The 14,849-nt window shown below is 76.6% G+C and carries 16 protein-coding genes; 11 read left to right on the top strand and 5 right to left on the bottom strand.

Going from position 1 to position 14,849, the window contains the following annotated elements; all coding sequences use genetic code 11:
• Positions 1–70: 70 nt before the first annotated feature.
• Positions 71–802 (top strand): membrane protein YczE, encoded by a 732-nt coding sequence (yczE, locus tag BJ989_RS13915; protein WP_343049379.1) that lies wholly within the window; start codon positions 71–73, stop codon positions 800–802.
• Here the strand turns inward: yczE and BJ989_RS13910 are convergent.
• On the bottom strand, positions 783–1,349 hold the full coding sequence (locus BJ989_RS13910; protein ID WP_179518701.1) for an O-methyltransferase: 567 nt from the start codon (positions 1,347–1,349) through the stop codon (positions 783–785). The two genes, yczE and BJ989_RS13910, sit on opposite strands and share 20 nt — an antisense overlap.
• Before the next feature lie 123 nt (positions 1,350–1,472).
• Between BJ989_RS13910 and BJ989_RS13905 the strand changes: the two genes are divergently transcribed.
• The 7 genes from BJ989_RS13905 to BJ989_RS13880 all read left to right on the top strand — a co-directional run bounded on the left by BJ989_RS13905 (position 1,473) and on the right by BJ989_RS13880 (position 9,298).
• The gene (locus BJ989_RS13905; RefSeq protein ID WP_218848822.1) at positions 1,473–2,534 is read left to right on the top strand and encodes a DMT family transporter; all 1,062 of its coding nucleotides are present in this window, start codon (positions 1,473–1,475) and stop codon (positions 2,532–2,534) included.
• 415 nt (positions 2,535–2,949) lie between these two features.
• Positions 2,950–3,075: a hypothetical protein gene (locus BJ989_RS18390; protein ID WP_281363175.1), complete on the top strand. Its 126-nt coding sequence runs from the start codon at positions 2,950–2,952 to the stop codon at positions 3,073–3,075.
• 11 nt (positions 3,076–3,086) lie between these two features.
• The gene (locus BJ989_RS13900; RefSeq protein WP_425490002.1) at positions 3,087–4,178 is read left to right on the top strand and encodes a 3-isopropylmalate dehydrogenase; all 1,092 of its coding nucleotides are present in this window, start codon (positions 3,087–3,089) and stop codon (positions 4,176–4,178) included.
• A 50-nt stretch (positions 4,179–4,228) separates the two neighbouring features.
• The gene (locus tag BJ989_RS13895) at positions 4,229–5,317 is read left to right on the top strand and encodes a branched-chain amino acid aminotransferase (RefSeq protein WP_179519655.1); all 1,089 of its coding nucleotides are present in this window, start codon (positions 4,229–4,231) and stop codon (positions 5,315–5,317) included.
• Between the two features lie 36 nt (positions 5,318–5,353).
• Complete coding sequence (locus tag BJ989_RS13890; RefSeq protein ID WP_179518700.1) at positions 5,354–6,982, top strand: protein kinase domain-containing protein; 1,629 nt, start codon at positions 5,354–5,356, stop codon at positions 6,980–6,982.
• 89 nt (positions 6,983–7,071) lie between these two features.
• Entirely contained in the window at positions 7,072–8,676 is a 1,605-nt protein-coding gene (gene cimA, locus BJ989_RS13885; RefSeq protein WP_179518699.1) for a citramalate synthase, read from the top strand.
• 76 nt (positions 8,677–8,752) lie between these two features.
• Complete coding sequence (locus tag BJ989_RS13880) at positions 8,753–9,298, top strand: NUDIX hydrolase family protein (protein WP_179518698.1); 546 nt, start codon at positions 8,753–8,755, stop codon at positions 9,296–9,298.
• A 12-nt stretch (positions 9,299–9,310) separates the two neighbouring features.
• Here BJ989_RS13880 and BJ989_RS13875 read toward each other — a convergent pair whose 3' ends face one another.
• Positions 9,311–9,919: a TetR/AcrR family transcriptional regulator gene (locus tag BJ989_RS13875; RefSeq protein ID WP_343049378.1), complete on the bottom strand. Its 609-nt coding sequence runs from the start codon at positions 9,917–9,919 to the stop codon at positions 9,311–9,313.
• Between the two features lie 133 nt (positions 9,920–10,052).
• On the opposite strand from BJ989_RS13875, the gene BJ989_RS13870 reads away from it, so the two are divergent.
• Both BJ989_RS13870 and BJ989_RS13865 read left to right on the top strand, forming a co-directional pair.
• The gene (locus tag BJ989_RS13870) at positions 10,053–10,604 is read left to right on the top strand and encodes an NAD(P)H-dependent oxidoreductase (RefSeq protein WP_179518697.1); all 552 of its coding nucleotides are present in this window, start codon (positions 10,053–10,055) and stop codon (positions 10,602–10,604) included.
• Between the two features lie 16 nt (positions 10,605–10,620).
• Entirely contained in the window at positions 10,621–12,072 is a 1,452-nt protein-coding gene (locus tag BJ989_RS13865; RefSeq protein ID WP_179518696.1) for an amidase family protein, read from the top strand.
• Between the two features lie 4 nt (positions 12,073–12,076).
• Here BJ989_RS13865 and BJ989_RS13860 read toward each other — a convergent pair whose 3' ends face one another.
• From BJ989_RS13860 to BJ989_RS13850, 3 genes are all read right to left on the bottom strand, one after another.
• Positions 12,077–12,688 carry a CbiQ family ECF transporter T component gene (locus tag BJ989_RS13860; protein WP_179518695.1) on the bottom strand — a complete coding sequence of 204 codons (612 nt, stop codon included), beginning with the start codon at positions 12,686–12,688 and terminating at the stop codon, positions 12,077–12,079.
• Positions 12,685–13,311: an energy-coupling factor ABC transporter ATP-binding protein gene (locus BJ989_RS13855; protein ID WP_343049377.1), complete on the bottom strand. Its 627-nt coding sequence runs from the start codon at positions 13,309–13,311 to the stop codon at positions 12,685–12,687. The genes BJ989_RS13860 and BJ989_RS13855 overlap by 4 nt, the downstream gene beginning before the upstream one ends.
• A gap of 65 nt (positions 13,312–13,376) precedes the next feature.
• Positions 13,377–14,030 carry a biotin transporter BioY gene (locus BJ989_RS13850; protein ID WP_179518694.1) on the bottom strand — a complete coding sequence of 218 codons (654 nt, stop codon included), beginning with the start codon at positions 14,028–14,030 and terminating at the stop codon, positions 13,377–13,379.
• A 116-nt stretch (positions 14,031–14,146) separates the two neighbouring features.
• Between BJ989_RS13850 and BJ989_RS13845 the strand changes: the two genes are divergently transcribed.
• Positions 14,147–14,725 (top strand): TetR/AcrR family transcriptional regulator C-terminal domain-containing protein, encoded by a 579-nt coding sequence (locus BJ989_RS13845; protein ID WP_179518693.1) that lies wholly within the window; start codon positions 14,147–14,149, stop codon positions 14,723–14,725.
• Positions 14,726–14,849: the final 124 nt, after the last annotated feature.

Raw genomic sequence — 14,849 nt, 5'->3', positions numbered from 1 at the left:
CGGTGCACGCAGGCCACTGTTCCACGATTGGCTATTCGTGACCAGGCCAATCCGGTCGCACACTGGTGCGGTGAGCACGACCCCGCGCCCCCGCCGCCGTCCCGTCCGTCCCGCCCGGGCCGCCCGCCCCGTCCGTCCCCTGGCCGACCTCGGGCCGGTGGCGCAGCTGCGAGCCGGGCACCTGCCCAGCAGGCTGGCGCGCCTCGCCGTGGGCCTGGTGCTCTACGGCGTGTCGCTCGCGATGATGGTCCGCGGCGACCTCGGTCTCGCGCCGTGGGACGTGCTCCACTCGGGCCTCGCGCGCTACCTCCCGCTGACGCTCGGCCAGACGATCGTCGCGATGAGCTTCGTGGTCCTCCTGGCCTGGGTGCCGCTGCGGGAGAAGCCGGGCGTGGGCACGGTGGCCAACGCGGTCGTGGTCGGGCTGTCGGCGGACGCCACCCTGGCCCTGCTCGAGCGCCCCGACGCGCTGCTCGGGCGCGCGGGGCTCATGGTCGGGGGCGTGGTGCTCTGCGGTCTGGCGAGCGCGCTCTACATCGGCGCGCAGCTCGGGCGCGGGCCGCGCGACGGGCTGATGACCGGGCTGTCGCGCCGCACCGGCGCCTCGCTGCGGCTCGTGCGCACGGGTCTGGAGGTCGGCGTGGTGCTGCTCGGGCTGCTGCTCGGCGGCGTCGCCGGGCTCGGGACGCTGCTCTACGCGCTCGCGATCGGTCCGCTGACGCAGGCGATGCTGCCGTGGTTCACCGTCGCCCTCCGCGTGCCCGCGGGCGCCCCGGAGGAGGTCAGCGCCTCGTCGCGATGACGGTGGCGGCGTCGGGGGCGACCATGACCTCGACCGCCGTGAACCGCTCGTCGGTGAGCCACTCCTCGCGCAGCACGTCGACGCGGCCGCCGGTGATCGGCGGCCACGACGCGCACGGCACGAAGTCGTCGAGGACCACGAGGCCACCCGGCTCGACCAGGTCGGCCACCTTCTCGACGCGCACGTCGGCCGGCTGACCGGCGTCGAGGAAGAGCAGGGAGAACGGCCCGCGGTCGTGCAGCGTCGACCAGTCGGCGGCGAGCACCTCCACCGACGGGTCGTCCTCGAATATCCGCGCCGCGGCTCCCGCCAGGCACTCGTCGAGCTCGGCGGTGAGGATGCGGGCGCCGTCGCGCACCCCCGAGCGCAGCCACGCCGTGCCGACGCCGCAGCCGGTGCCGAACTCCGCCAGCGTGCCGCCGCGGGTCGCGGCGAGCGCGGCGAGGAGCCGGCCGGTCTCGTTGCGGCAGGAGGAGACGTAGCCGGCCTGGCGCGACACGTCGAAGGCTCGGGTCACGATGCCGGGCAGCTCCATCGGCGCGCTCATGGCGGGGAGTCTCCCACAGTGGGACGGCCGTCTCGGCTGGTGGATGCACGGTGCAAGCACCCGGCCCGTCCGGGCCGGTGACGGGGCGGGCGGGCACGACCAGGGGTGCGTGACCATGGTGCGGTGCGCGACCTCGGCCCTCCCGGCAGCTCGACGACCACCTCGACGACCACCTCGACGACCACCTCGACACCAGCCTCGACGCCGGACGCAGGGCCGGCACCGCACCGCACCCTGCTCGACGTGCTGGCGGTGCCCGCGATGGTCGCGGTGGGCGCCCTGGTGGCGGTGCAGTCGCAGCTGAACGGCGACCTCGCGCAGCGGCTCGGGGAGGGCGCGCGGGCGGGGGTGGCGGCGGCGACGGTGAGCTTCGGGGTGGGCCTGGTCGTGCTCGCGGTGGTGGTCGCCGTCCTGCGAGGGCCCCGCGCCGGGGTGGTGCGGCTGGTGGCGGCGGTGCGCTCCGGCGAGCTGCGCCCGTGGCTGCTGCTCGGCGGCGTCGCCGGCGCGCTGCTGGTCGCCACCCAGGGCCTGACGGTGGGCACCGTCGGGGTGGCGCTGTTCACGGTCGCCGTGGTCGCGGGACAGACCTCGAGTGCGCTGGTGGTGGACCGTGCCGGCCTCGGGCCCTCCGGGCCGCGGGCGGTGAGCCGCGGCCGCGTCGTCGGGGCGGTGGTGACGGTGGCCGCGGTCGTGCTCACGGTCTCCGGCCGGCTGACCGGTCCGGAGGGCCTCGGGGCCGCCGCGCTGGCGCTCGCGCTCCTGCCGCTGCTGGCGGGCGCAGCCGTGTCGTGGCAGCAGGCCGTGAACGGCCGGGTCTCCGAGGTGGCGGGCCCCGTCGCGACGGCGGTCAACAACTTCGCCGTGGGCCTCGTCGCCCTCCTCGTGCTGCTCGCGGCCACGGTCCTGCTCCCGGGCGAGCTCCGGGGCCCGCCCGGCTTGGCCGACGGCTGGTGGCTCTACTGCGGCGGCCCGCTGGGGGTGGCCTTCATCGCCCTCACCGCCGCGCTCGTGAAGGTGCACGGCGTGCTCGTCCTGGGGCTGTGCGTGGTCGCCGGCCAGGTCGTCACCTCGGTCGCCCTCGACGCCGTCACCGGTGCCGCCGAGGTCGGCCCGGCCACGGTGGCCGGCGCAGTCGTCACGCTGGTCGGGGTCGGCACCGGCGCCCTCGCAAGCCGTCGCCGCTGAGCGCCGGCGACCACCGAGGGGTCTCGCTGCACGGGACGACCGTCCCACGATGCGGGACACCGGTCGTCGAGCCGCCCCGCGGCGCCCCGGCGCGGCGTACCGTGCTCGCACCATGCGGAGCGTGCTCGTACTCATCGACCGCCGCGGCGAGGCCTGACAGCGAGGCCACCTCGCCGCGGTGCTCGGCGTTGCGTGGCCTCGCGATCCCCGCCCTCCGCGGCGGACCGCCCGCCCAGCACGCGCGATCCGCTCCTGACGGTCCCGAGGACCGCTCCCGACCGGCGTGACCCGCCGTCGACCGTCCTCCCCTTCGCCGCGGCGGGGCGTCGCTCCACCCCTCCGGGCCTGCCCGGAGGGTCCTGACAGCCACGACCCCTCGCGCGCCGCCCGGCGCGCCGCACCCCAGGAGACACCCGTGTACGACCTCTACCCCGAGTGGGGCCCCGCCAGCCACGACCCCGACAACCCGCGCAGCCACGAGGCGGTGCAGCGCGCGCTCGACCTGCGGGACAACGGGGGCGAGCGCCCCGACGACAACTAGGGTCGCCCCCCGTGACCTCTCCCGCCTCGAGCACCGCACCCGTGCCCGCCACCGGCACTGTGAAGCTGGCCGTCGTCCCCGGCGACGGCATCGGCCCGGAGGTGACCGCGGAGGCCCTCAAGGTGCTGGAGGCGGCCGCGCCGACGGGCGCCCGGTTCGAGCCCACCCGCTACGACCTGGGCGCGGAGCGCTACCTCGCGACCGGCGAGGTGCTCCCCGATTCGGTGCTCGAGGAGGTCCGCGGCCACGACGCGATCCTCCTCGGCGCGGTCGGTGGCAAGCCCGGCGACCCGAGCCTGCCGCCGGGCATCCTCGAGCGCGGCCTGCTGCTGCGGCTGCGCTTCGAGCTCGACCACTACGTCAACCTGCGGCCGTCCCGGCTCTTCCCGGGTGTGACGAGCCCGCTGGCGGACCCGGGCGAGGTCGACTTCGTGGTGGTCCGCGAGGGCACCGAGGGCCCCTACACCGGCAACGGCGGCGCCCTGCGTGTCGGCACGCCCGCCGAGGTCGCCACCGAGGTCAGCGTCAACACCGCGTACGGCGTGGAGCGGGTCGTGCGCGACGCCTTCGCCCGCGCCCAGCGCCGCCCGCGCAAGAAGCTGACGCTGGTCCACAAGACCAACGTGCTCGTGCACGCGGGCGCCGTGTGGTGGCGGCTCGTGCAGGAGGTCGCGCAGGAGTTCCCCGAGGTCACCGTCGACTACGTCCACGTCGACGCCGCGATGATCTTCCTGGTCACCGACCCCGCCCGCTTCGACGTCGTCGTCACCGACAACCTCTTCGGCGACATCGTCACCGACCTGGCCGCCGCGGTCACCGGCGGCATCGGCCTGGCCGCGTCGGGCAACGTGAACCCCGACCGCACCACCCCGTCGATGTTCGAGCCCGTGCACGGCTCGGCGCCGGACATCGCCGGGCAGCAGGTGGCGGACCCGACCGCGGCCATCCTCTCCGCGGCGCTGCTCCTCGACCACCTCGGTCACCCCGAGGCGGCCGCCCGCGTCGAGGCGGCCGTCCTGGCCGACCTCGCCGCCCGCACCCCCGGCGCGACGCGCCGCACCAGCGAGGTCGGCGACGCCGTCGCCGCCCGCGTCACCGGCTAGGCCGGGCGCGCCCCGCGGGCCCGGCCAGGAGGAGGACTACCGTGAGCCCCATGCAGATCAGCGTCACGCCCAACCCCGCACCCGTCGACGACGCGCGGCTCGCCGAGGTCCTCGCCGCGCCCGGCTTCGGCACGCACTTCACCGACCACATGCTGACGGTCGAGTGGACCCCCGAGCGCGGGTGGCACGACGCCCGCGTCACGCCGTACGGGCCGCTGACGCTCGACCCCGCCACCGCCGTCCTGCACTACGCGCAGGAGACCTTCGAGGGGATGAAGGCCTACCGCCACGCCGACGGCTCGGTGTGGACCTTCCGTCCGGAGGAGAACGCCGCGCGCATGGCGCGCTCGAGCCACCGGCTCGCGCTGCCGGTGCTCGACCCGGCCGACTTCGTGCAGTGCGTCGACGCGCTCGTCGAGGTCGACCAGCGCTGGGTGCCCGACGCCGAGGGGGAGAAGAGCCTCTACCTGCGGCCGTTCATGTTCGCCTCCGAGGCGTTCCTCGGGGTGCGTCCGGCCCAGCACGTCACCTTCATGGTGATCGCGAGCCCCGCGGGCGCCTACTTCAAGGGCGGGGTGAAGCCGGTCAGCCTGTGGCTCACCGAGGAGTACACCCGCGCCGGGCGCGGCGGCATGGGCGCGGCCAAGACGGGCGGCAACTACGCCAGCTCCTTGGTCGCGCAGCAGGAGGCGACCGCCCACGGCTGCGACCAGGTGGTCTTCCTCGACGCCCAGGAGGGCCGCTACGTCGAGGAGCTGGGCGGCATGAACATGTACTTCCTCTTCGACGACGGCCGCATCGTCACCCCGGAGACCGGCACCATCCTCGAGGGCATCACGCGCGCCTCGATCATCGAGCTCGCCGGCAAGCTCGGCCACCCCGTCGAGGAGCGCCGCTTCTCCATCGACGAGTGGCGCGACGGCGTCGCCTCCGGGGCGATCCGCGAGGTCTTCGCCTGCGGCACGGCCGCGGTCGTCACGCCGGTCGGCACGCTCAAGCACGCCGGCGGCGAGGTCGCGGCCCCCGCGGGCACCGGCGAGGCCGGCGGCGAGCTGACCCGCCGCATCCGGCAGGCGCTCGTCGACGTGCAGTACGGCCGGGCCGAGGACGCCTTCGGCTGGATGCACCGCGTGGTCTGAGCGGCCGGGTCCTCCCGGGCGGATAGCCTCGGGCAGGTGACGACCTCGCCCCTGCGCAGCGGCGGCCCGCCGCCCGGGCCGGTGCAGGTGGGCGACTACACCGTCCTCAGCCGCCTCGGCGAGGGCGGGATGGGCGTGGTGCACCTGGCGCGCCGCGGCAGCGACGGCCACCGGGTGGCGCTCAAGGTGCTGCGGCCGCACGTCGTCGGCGACGAGGAGGCGCGCGAGCGCCTCGCCCGCGAGGTCGCCTCGCTCTCGCGGGTGCACTCGCGGCGCGTCGCCGAGGTCCTCGACGCCGACCCGTGGGGTGACGTGCCGTACGTCGTGACCCGCTACGTGCCGGGCCCCTCCCTGCACGCCCACGTCGCGGAGGAGGGGCCGCTGGTCGGGGCCGACCTCGACTGGGCGGCCTGGTGCCTGGCCGAGGCGCTGGCCGACGTGCACCGCGCCGGCGTCCTGCACCGCGACGTGAAGCCCACCAACGTGCTGCTCGAGGGCCGCAGCCCGGTCCTCATCGACTTCGGGCTCGCGCGCGTCGCCGACGACCCGCGCCTGACCCACACGGGCTGGTTGCTCGGCACGCCCGGCTACCTCGCCCCCGAGGTCCTCCACGGCGAGGACGCGACCACCGCCTCCGACGTGCACTCGTGGGCCGCCACCGTCGCCTTCGCGGCGACCGGCACGCCGCCCTTCGGTCGCGGGCCCGCGGTGGCGGTGATGGACCGCGTGCGCCGCGGCGAGCACGACCTCTCCGCCGTGCCGAGCCCGCTGCGCGAGGCCCTGCGCGACGCCCTCCACCCCGACCCGGCCGCCCGCCCGACCCTCGACCAGCTCCGCGGGTGGCTGCGCAGCCGGGTCGACGTACCTGCTCGGGCCGCGGCCGCCGCGCCGCCCGCCGAGACGGTCCCCGAGCCACTGCCCGTGCCCCCGCCCCCGGCCCGGGTCGACGAGGTGCCGGCCGCCGCCACCCGCGTCCTGCCGGTCGCTGACGCGAGCGACGGCACCGACGGGGCGGACGGTCCGTGGCCGGACTGGGCCGACCAGGTGCCCGCGCGCGCCCCGCGGGCCCAGCGCTGGCGGGCCGGAGCGCTGCTGCTCGGGCTGGCCGCCCTCGTCGGCGCCGCGCTCGCGTCCTACCCCTGGATGGCGACCGCGGTGCTCTCGACCGCGGTGGTGCTGGTCCGGGCCGGCGCACGTGGCGGAGCCGTGCGCCGGGCCCGGCGCGAGGCCCGGGGACGTCGCTGGTGGGACGTGCCGCTGGGGGTGCTGAGCGCACCGTGGCACCTGGTGGCGTCGCTGCCGGGCACGCTCGTCCTGCTGTTCTGGGCGACGGGGATCGGGCTCGCCGGGGCGCTGCTGGCCTACGCCTTCGCCCCCGGGGAGGCCGCGGTGCTGGCCGCCGCCGGAGCCGCGGGGGCCGTCGGGCTGTGGCTGGGGCCGGGAGCGGTCCGCCTGCGCGGGCCGGTCGGCGGCGGTGCGCTGACGCTCGCGCGACGACCCGGCCCCTGGTCGCTCGCGCTGGTCGCGACGCTCGTGCTCGCCGCGGGGCTCGGGGCGGCCGCGGCCGTGCAGGGCACGGTCTGGTCACCGGCGACCCAGGACCCGGTCACCGCGCTCCGGGGCGCGCTCGACGGGCTGCCCGGCCTCGCCCAGATCCTGGGATGAGGGCCCACTAGGTGGACCCCGGTGCCACAGTGGGCGCGTGCCGCACCTGACCCGCCCTCGCGCCGCCGCCCGCTGACGGGCCCGGGCCGATGGACCTGCACGGTGCCTTCCACGTCTACGACACCACCCTGCGCGACGGCGCGCAGCAGGAGGGGCTGAGCCTGTCGGTCGCCGACAAGCTGACGATCGCCCGGCACCTCGACGACCTCGGGGTCGGCTACGTCGAGGGCGGGTGGCCGGGGGCCAACCCCAAGGACACCGAGTTCTTCCGGCGTGCGCGCACCGAGCTCTCACTGCGCCACGCGCGGCTCGCCGCCTTCGGCGCCACCCGTCGGGCGGGGGCGGTCGCCGCGGACGACCCGGGCGTCGCGGCCCTGCGCGACTCCGGCGCCGGGGTGGTCACGCTCGTCGCCAAGTCGCACGCGCGTCACGTGGAGCTGGCACTGCGCACCACGCTGGAGGAGAACCTCGCGATGGTGCGCGACACCGTCGCCCACCTCGTCGCCGAAGGCCAGCAGGTCTTCCTCGACGCCGAGCACTTCTTCGACGGCTACCGCGACGACCGGGACTACGCGCTGGAGGTCCTGCGGACGGCCGCCGAGGCCGGGGCCGAGCTGGCCGCCCTGTGCGACACCAACGGCGGCATGCTGCCGGGCTGGGTCGCCGACGTGGTGCACGACGTCGTCGAGACGACCGGCGTGCGGGTCGGCATCCACTGCCACAACGACACCGGCTGCGCCGTGGCCAACACGCTGGCCGCGGTCGACGCGGGCGCCACCCACGTGCAGGGCACCGTCAACGGCTACGGCGAGCGCACGGGCAACGCCGACCTCGTCGCCGTCGTCGCCAACCTGGAGCTCAAGCTGGGCCGCCAGGTGCTGCCGCCCGGGCTGCTGCGCGAGGCCACCCGCACCGCCCACGCGGTCGCCGAGGTGACCAACGTGCCGCCCTCCTCGCGCCAGCCCTACGTCGGCACCTCGGCGTTCGCGCACAAGGCGGGGCTGCACGCCAGCGCGGTCAAGGTCGACCCCGACCTCTACCAGCACACCGACCCGCTCGGCGTCGGCAACGACATGCGGCTGCTGGTCTCCGACATGGCGGGGCGGGCCTCGATCGAGCTCAAGGGCCGCGAGCTCGGCTTCGACCTCGACGCCGACTCGCCGGAGGGCCGGGCGCTCGTCGGTCGGGTCACCGAGCGGGTCAAGGCCCTCGAGTCGCGCGGGCACACCTTCGAGGCGGCCGACGCCTCCTTCGAGCTGCTGCTGGTCGAGGAGATCGAGGGTCGCCGCCCGTCGTACTTCGAGGTCGAGTCGTGGCGCGTGATCACCGAGACCCTCGCCCACGCGCGCCCGGGCGAGGAGGCCGTCTCCGAGGCGACGGTCAAGCTGCGTGCCGGCGGCGAGCGGTTCGTGGTGACCGGGGAGGGCAACGGCCCCGTCAACGCGCTGGACGCGGCGCTGCGCGCGGCGATCGGTCAGGCCTGGCCGGAGGTCGCGACCTTCGAGCTCATCGACTACAAGGTGCGCATCCTCGACCAGGGCCACGGCACCGACGCGACGACGCGGGTGCTGATCGAGACCAGCGACGGCGCCTCCTCGTGGGTCACCGTCGGGGTCGGCGCCAACGTCGTCGAGGCCTCGTGGGCCGCGCTGGTCGACGGGCTGACCTTCGGCCTGCGGCGCCACGGCGCCTGACCCGGCCGGCCGACCCGGGGCACGCCGCGCACGACCCTGACGGCGCCGCGGGCCCCGGTGCGGTGAGAATGGGGCCATGGCGACCGTGCGCACCCCTGACCCGAACCCCGGCTGGCTCTCGGAGTACGCGCTGTCCGAGACGCGCTCGCGGGTGCCGATGCTCTACGTCGAGGCCGTGCCGGTGCGGGTGGACCCGCTCGGCGCGGTCGAGCACGTCGGCGTGCTGCTGCGCGCCACCGAGACCGGCGAGATGTCGCGCTCGCTCGTGTCCGGCCGGGTGCTGCACGGCGAGTCGGTCCGTGGGGCGCTCGTGCGCAACCTGGAGAAGGACCTCGGCCCCACGGCCTTCCCGCAGATCCCCGCGAGCCCGGTGCCGTTCACGGTCGCCGAGTACCTCCCCATCCCCGGCGTCTCCCCGCTGCACGACCCGCGGCAGCACGCCGTCGCGCTGGTCTTCGTCGTCCCGGTCGCGGGGGAGTGCCAGCCGCGGCAGGACGCGCTCGAGCTGAGCTGGCTCTCGCCCGAGGAGGCCTGCGCCCCCGGCATGCTCGCCGAGATGGAGGGCGGGCGCGGGGTGCTGGTCAAGCAGGCGCTCGCCCACCTCGGGGTGCTGCCGGCCTGACGGTCGAGCGCCTCAGCCGCCCTCGACCACGCGGCGCACGAGGTCGTCCCACCCAGCCAGCACCCGCTCGAGCGGCAGGCCCTCCCGGCGCACCTGCTGGTCGAGCACGAACGGGTCCAGCGGGGCCAGCAGCGCCGTCGCGAGCAGCGGCACGTCGCCGGTGACGCCGAGCTCGGTGAGCAGCAGGCGCACGTGCATCGCGGTGAAGGCGTACGCCGCGTAGCTGCGCTGGCGCGTCGCCCCGGCGGCCCGCACGAGGTCGGCGTGGGCCAGGTCGGTGGCCGCCCGGGAGCGGCCGAAGGCGTGCAGCCGCTCGCGCGCGGGAGCCCCGGGGCCGAGCGGGGGCGGGCCCGAGATCACGTCGGCCTGCCACTGCGCCTCCGAGCGGTCGAGCAGCGCGGCCATGAGGCCCTCCCGGCTCCCGAAGCGGCGGAAGAGCGTGCCCTTGCCGACGCCGGCGCGGGCGGCGACGGCCTCCATCGTCACGGCGCCGACCCCGCGCTCGTCGACGAGCGCGCGCGCCGCGCCCAGCAGGGCGTCGCGGTTGCGGGCCGCGTCGGCGCGCTCGGGGGGCGCGCTGGCACCGGGTCCGAGCAGCCGCAGCGGGGTGGGCTCGCTCACCGGTCCACCTTAGGACGGACCGTCGGGAACAAACCGGACCGCGGTCCGGTTCGGTCCGGAGTGCGGCGCCCTCGGGCGCTGCTCCCCAGCACCTGTCCGACCCCGCACCCCGACCTCACCTCAGGAGCACCCCATGTCGCAGACCCGTGTCGCCGTCCTCGTCGGCAGCCTCCGCGCCGGCTCGCTGAACCGTCGTCTCGCCGCCCTGCTGCCCGACCTCGCGCCCGAGGGCACCGTCGTCGAGCTCGTCGACGGGCTCGACGCGCTGCCGTTCTACAACGAGGACGTCGACGTCGAGGGCTCCGTGCCCGCCGCCGCGACCGAGCTCCGGGCGCGGGTGGCGGCTGCGGACCGCGTGCTCGCCGTGACCCCGGAGTACAACGGCACCATGCCGGCCGTGCTCAACAACGCGATCGACTGGCTCTCCCGGCCCTACGGCCAGGGCGCCCTCGTGGGCAAGCCGTTCGCCGTCGTCGGCGCGACCCCCACGCCGTACGGCGGGAAGTGGGCGCACGAGGACGCGCGCCGTTCCGCGGGCGTCGCCGGTGCCGTCGTGGTCGCCGACGCGACCGTGTCGCAGTCGGCGCTCGAGGTCGACGTGCTGACCGACGAAGGCGTGCGCGACAAGCTGCGCGCGGCGTTGCGCACCCTCGTGGAGTCCGAGCCGCAGGTGGCCGCCGCCTGAGCGCTAGCGTGACGGGGTGCCCGCCCCTGACGACCCGCCCGGCCGGCCCGACCTGCACGACCTGACCGCGCTCGACCTCGGCGCCCTGGTCGCCGCGGGCGGGGTGAGCCCCGTCGAGCTCGTCGAGCACTTCCTCGGACGCGCCGACCGCGACGCGGTCGGCGCGTTCGTCACGCTCACCCCCGACCGGGCGCTGGACGCAGCCCGAGCCCTGGGGGCGCGGCCCGCCGACGCGGGCCCGCTGTGGGGCGTGCCGACCGCGGTGAAGGACCTCCACCCGACCGCGGGCGTGCGCACGGCCTACGGCTCGCCGGTGTGGGCCGACCACGTGCCCACGGAGTCCGACGCGGTCGTGCACGCCCTGGAGGCGGGCGGGCTGGTGAGCCTGGGCAAGACCGCGACGCCGGAGCTGGGCTCGCCCTGCTACACCGAGCCGGAGGGACACCCGCCGTCGGTCACCCCCTACGACCCCGCCCGGATGGCCGGTGGGTCGTCGGGCGGCGCCGCCGCCGCGGTCGCCGCGGGCCTGCTGCCGCTGGCACCCGGGTCGGACGGCGGCGGGTCGATCCGCATCCCGGCCTCCTGCTGCGCCCTGGTCGGGCTCAAGCCGTCGCGCGGGAGGGTCTCCGGGGCGCCGGCCTACGGCGACCCCGTCGGCCTGGCCACCCCCGGGCCGATCGCCCGAACGGTGCGCGACGCCGCCGCGCTGCTCGACGTGCTGGCCGGTCGGCTGCCGGGCGACCCGTCCTGGGCGCCGCCGCCGAGCGGCCGCTTCCTCGACGCCTGCGACCGCGAGCCCCGGCGGCTGCGGGTGGCCCGCTTCGCCGAGCCGGTCATCACCGACACCGTGGTCGACCCGGCCTGCCTCGCCGCGTGGGAGGACGTCTCGGCGCGGCTCGCGGCGCTCGGCCACGACGTCGTCGACGTGCCGGTGCCGCTGCCGCGCGCGGCCGTCGCGGACTTCGAGACCTGCTGGGCGGTGCTCACCGCGCTGCCGCCGGTGCCGGCCGGCCAGGAGCACCTCCTGCGCCCGCTCACGCGCTGGCTGCGGGCACGCGGCGAGGCGGTCAGCGGGCCCGACTTCGGTCGTGCGGTCGGTGCGGTGCGACGGCACGCGGCGGTCGCGCTGACCGCGCTGGCGGCGTACGACGTGGTGCTGACGCCGACGCTCGCCTCGCCGCCGCTGCCGGTCGGGGCGATCCGCGACGACGCGGACCCGGCGGCCGACTTCGCGGCGCAGAAGGCCTTCACCCCCTTCACTTCCTCGTGGAACGTCACGGGCTCGCCCGCGGTCTCGCTGCCGTGGGGGTGGACGGGCGGCGCGCGGGGCGCGGGTCTCCCGGTCGGCGTGATGCTGGCGGGTCGGCCTGCGGAGGAGGAGCTGCTGCTCGGCGTCGCCGCTCAGCTCGAGGCCGACGCGGCGACGCGCGGGCCGGCGTGGGGCGAGGTGCACCCGCCCGGTTGGTGACGGCTCAGTCGTCGCCGATGCCGCGGGCGTGCAGGGCGTCGCCGGTGTGGCGGGCGTGGGCCACCACGCGGAGCACCAGGGGCACGAGTCGGGCGCGCGGGTCGCGGGCGAGGCCGCGCGCGCGAGCGGCGTCGCGGGTCTGCTCGGCGAGGTCGAGGGTGGTGGGGATGCCCCGCACCACGAGCGCGAAGGCGAGGCCGACCATCGCCGGGTCGAGGCCGACGTGGCGCAGGGGCCGCGCCGCTCGGCCGACGACGTCGAGCACCTCGTCGACCGGGGTGGTGACGGTCAGGACGGTCGCGGCCAGCACGAGCGCCAGCAGCTCGGCGACCGGCTCGACCGCGCGCACCCACCCGTGCTGCCACCACTGGAAGGCGCCGAGGAGGACCACCACGACCAGCAGCCCGCGCAGGGTGGTGAGCGCGCGGCGCAGGCCGGCGCCGCTGGCCACGAAGAGCACCACCGCGACCGCGAGGGCGACCAGGGCGACGAGCGGGCCGCGGGCCACGACCACGGCCGTGCCACCGACGAGCAGTGCCGCCAGCTTGGACCCGGCGCTCAGCCGGTGCAGCCAGGTGGTGCCGGGGCGGTAGGCGCCGAGGAGGCTCGCGCTCACGCGGTGGCCCGGTAGTGCGCGACGACGTCGGGCGCCGCGCCGTCGGCGACCACGCGGCCGGCGTCGACGAGCAGTGCGCGCTCGCAGCGGGCGGCGAGGTCGAGGTCGTGCGTGACCAGCACGAGCTGCTGCGGCAGCCCGAGCAGCAGGTCGCCGACGCGGCGCGCGTTGCCGAGGTCGAGCAGCGTCGTCGGCTCGTCGGCCACCAGCACCGACGGGTCGGTCGCCAGCACGCCGGCCAGGGCCAGCAGTTGCCGCTGGCCGCCGGAGAGGGAGTGCACGCTGCGGTCGCCGAGCCCCGCGAGGCCGTGGGCGGCGAGCACGGCCTCGGCGGCCGCGCGCCGCTGTGCGCGGTCGCGGTGGCGCCGGCGCAGGGAGAGGGCGACGTCCTCCACCGCCGTGGGCATCACGAGCTGCGCTGCGGGGTCGGTGAAGACGAAGCCGACGCGCCGGCGCACCTCGGCGCCCTCGCGGGCGACGTCGAGGCCGTCGACCAGCACCCGTCCCGTCGTGGCCGTCACGAGGCCGTTGACGAGGCGGGCCAGGGTCGACTTCCCCGAGCCGTTGGGGCCGACGAGCGCCGTGCTGCGCTCGGTCAGGTGCAGCGACGTCTCGTGCAGCACCGCCACGTCGCCGTCGGCCGTCGGGAGCCGGACGGTGACCGCCTTCAGCCGGATCCCGTCCGAGGTCAGGACGCCGACCCGGCGGGTGCGGTGGCGGGGGTCGCGCTCGTGGCCGGGGCGCGGCGCCCGAGCAGGTCGGGGAAGGCGCGGTGCACCGCGGTCGCCACCAGCGCCATCGCGACGTTCTTCAGGACGTCGCCGATCCAGAAGACCTTGTCGACGTCGAAGGCCTGCGCCCACGTGAGGTCGGCACGCAGCACGAGGCCGGCCATCCCGAGCGTGTGGATGAACAGCGCCGAGCTCACCAGTCCCGCGGCGAAGACCAACGGCACGCTGGCCAGCTTGCGCCGGGGCAGCCGCGAGACCAGCAGGCCGCACAGGCCGGCGGCCAGCGGGAAGCCGAGGAGGTAGCCCGCCGTCGGGCCGGCCAGCACGCCGAGCCCGGCCGCGCCGCCGGAGAAGACCGGCAGACCGGCGGCGCCGACGACGACGTAGAGCGCGACGGCGAGGAAGCCGCGCACGGGCCCGAGCACCGCGCCGGCGAGCAGCACCGCGAAGGTCTGCAGCGTGATCGGCACGAGGCCCGCGCCCACCTTGATGGCGGGCAGGATCGCGCAGACCGCGACGAGGGCGGCGAAGCCGGCGATCAGCGCCACGTCGGTGGCGGGGCTGCGGCGGGCGGTGCGGCCGGCGGGTCGGCTGCTGGGGGAGCTGGTCACGGGGCGTCCTCGTGCGGTGTCGGGGAGCGGCGCGCCGGGGCGGGCGCCGGGGTGGGCTGAACGGCGTTCAGGTTAGGGTAGGGCCCTCCGCCGGTCCACCCCGTGTGAGGAGCACCATGGTCCACCGCCGCGCCGACGTCGTCTCCCGGGCGCTCGACGTCCTCGACCGCTACGGCCTGGCCGACCTGACCATGCGCCGGCTCGCCGCCGAGCTGTCCGTGCAGCCCAGTGCGCTCTACCACCACGTGCCGGACAAGCAGACGCTCCTCGGGCTCGTCGCCGACGAGCTGCTCGTGCGCGGCGCTCGCCCGCTCCCGGGGGTGGACGCACCCTGGGACGAGCGGGTCCTCGCGACGTGTGCGGGGCTGCGCGAGTCCGTGCTCGCCTACCGCGACGGGGCGGAGCTCGTCGCGACGGTCTCCGCCTTCGGCCTCGGTGCCCACGCGCCGTACGACGCCCTCGTCGACGCGCTCGACACCTCCGGCCTGCCTGCCTCCCTCGTGCCGACTGCCGCCCGCACCCTCCTGCACTTCACCTACGGTCACGCGGTGGAGGAGCAGACGCACCTGCAGGCCGGCAGCGCGGGTGCGATCGCCGACGGGCCGCGGGAGGGATCGGACTTCCTCGCCGGGCTGACGCTGGTGGTCGACGGCATCCGGTTGCGGGTGGGGGAGCGCAGCCTCAGCGAGCGGTGAGCAGCTCAGCAGGCACCCACTCCTCCACGGCTGCCCAGCGGCCTGGGCGCAGCTCAGCGGCGTAGACGACCCGGCCCTCCCACCGACCGCGCTCGGCGCGTCGCCACTCGAGCAGCAGGCCCGG

Source organism: Nocardioides perillae (genome assembly GCF_013409425.1).
GTDB classification, from domain to species: Bacteria; Actinomycetota; Actinomycetes; order Propionibacteriales; family Nocardioidaceae; genus Nocardioides; species Nocardioides perillae.
This window is presented reverse-complemented; position numbering and strand designations above follow the sequence as displayed.

Coding starts and splice junctions, on each gene's coding strand:
- BJ989_RS13910 (WP_179518701.1), bottom strand. CDS start 1,349: ATGAGCGCGCCGATGGAGCTGCCCGGCATCGTGACCCGAGCCTTCGAC.
- BJ989_RS13895 (WP_179519655.1), top strand. CDS start 4,229: ATGCAGATCAGCGTCACGCCCAACCCCGCACCCGTCGACGACGCGCGG.
- cimA (WP_179518699.1), top strand. CDS start 7,072: ATGGACCTGCACGGTGCCTTCCACGTCTACGACACCACCCTGCGCGAC.
- BJ989_RS13880 (WP_179518698.1), top strand. CDS start 8,753: ATGGCGACCGTGCGCACCCCTGACCCGAACCCCGGCTGGCTCTCGGAG.
- BJ989_RS13870 (WP_179518697.1), top strand. CDS start 10,053: ATGTCGCAGACCCGTGTCGCCGTCCTCGTCGGCAGCCTCCGCGCCGGC.
- BJ989_RS13845 (WP_179518693.1), top strand. CDS start 14,147: ATGGTCCACCGCCGCGCCGACGTCGTCTCCCGGGCGCTCGACGTCCTC.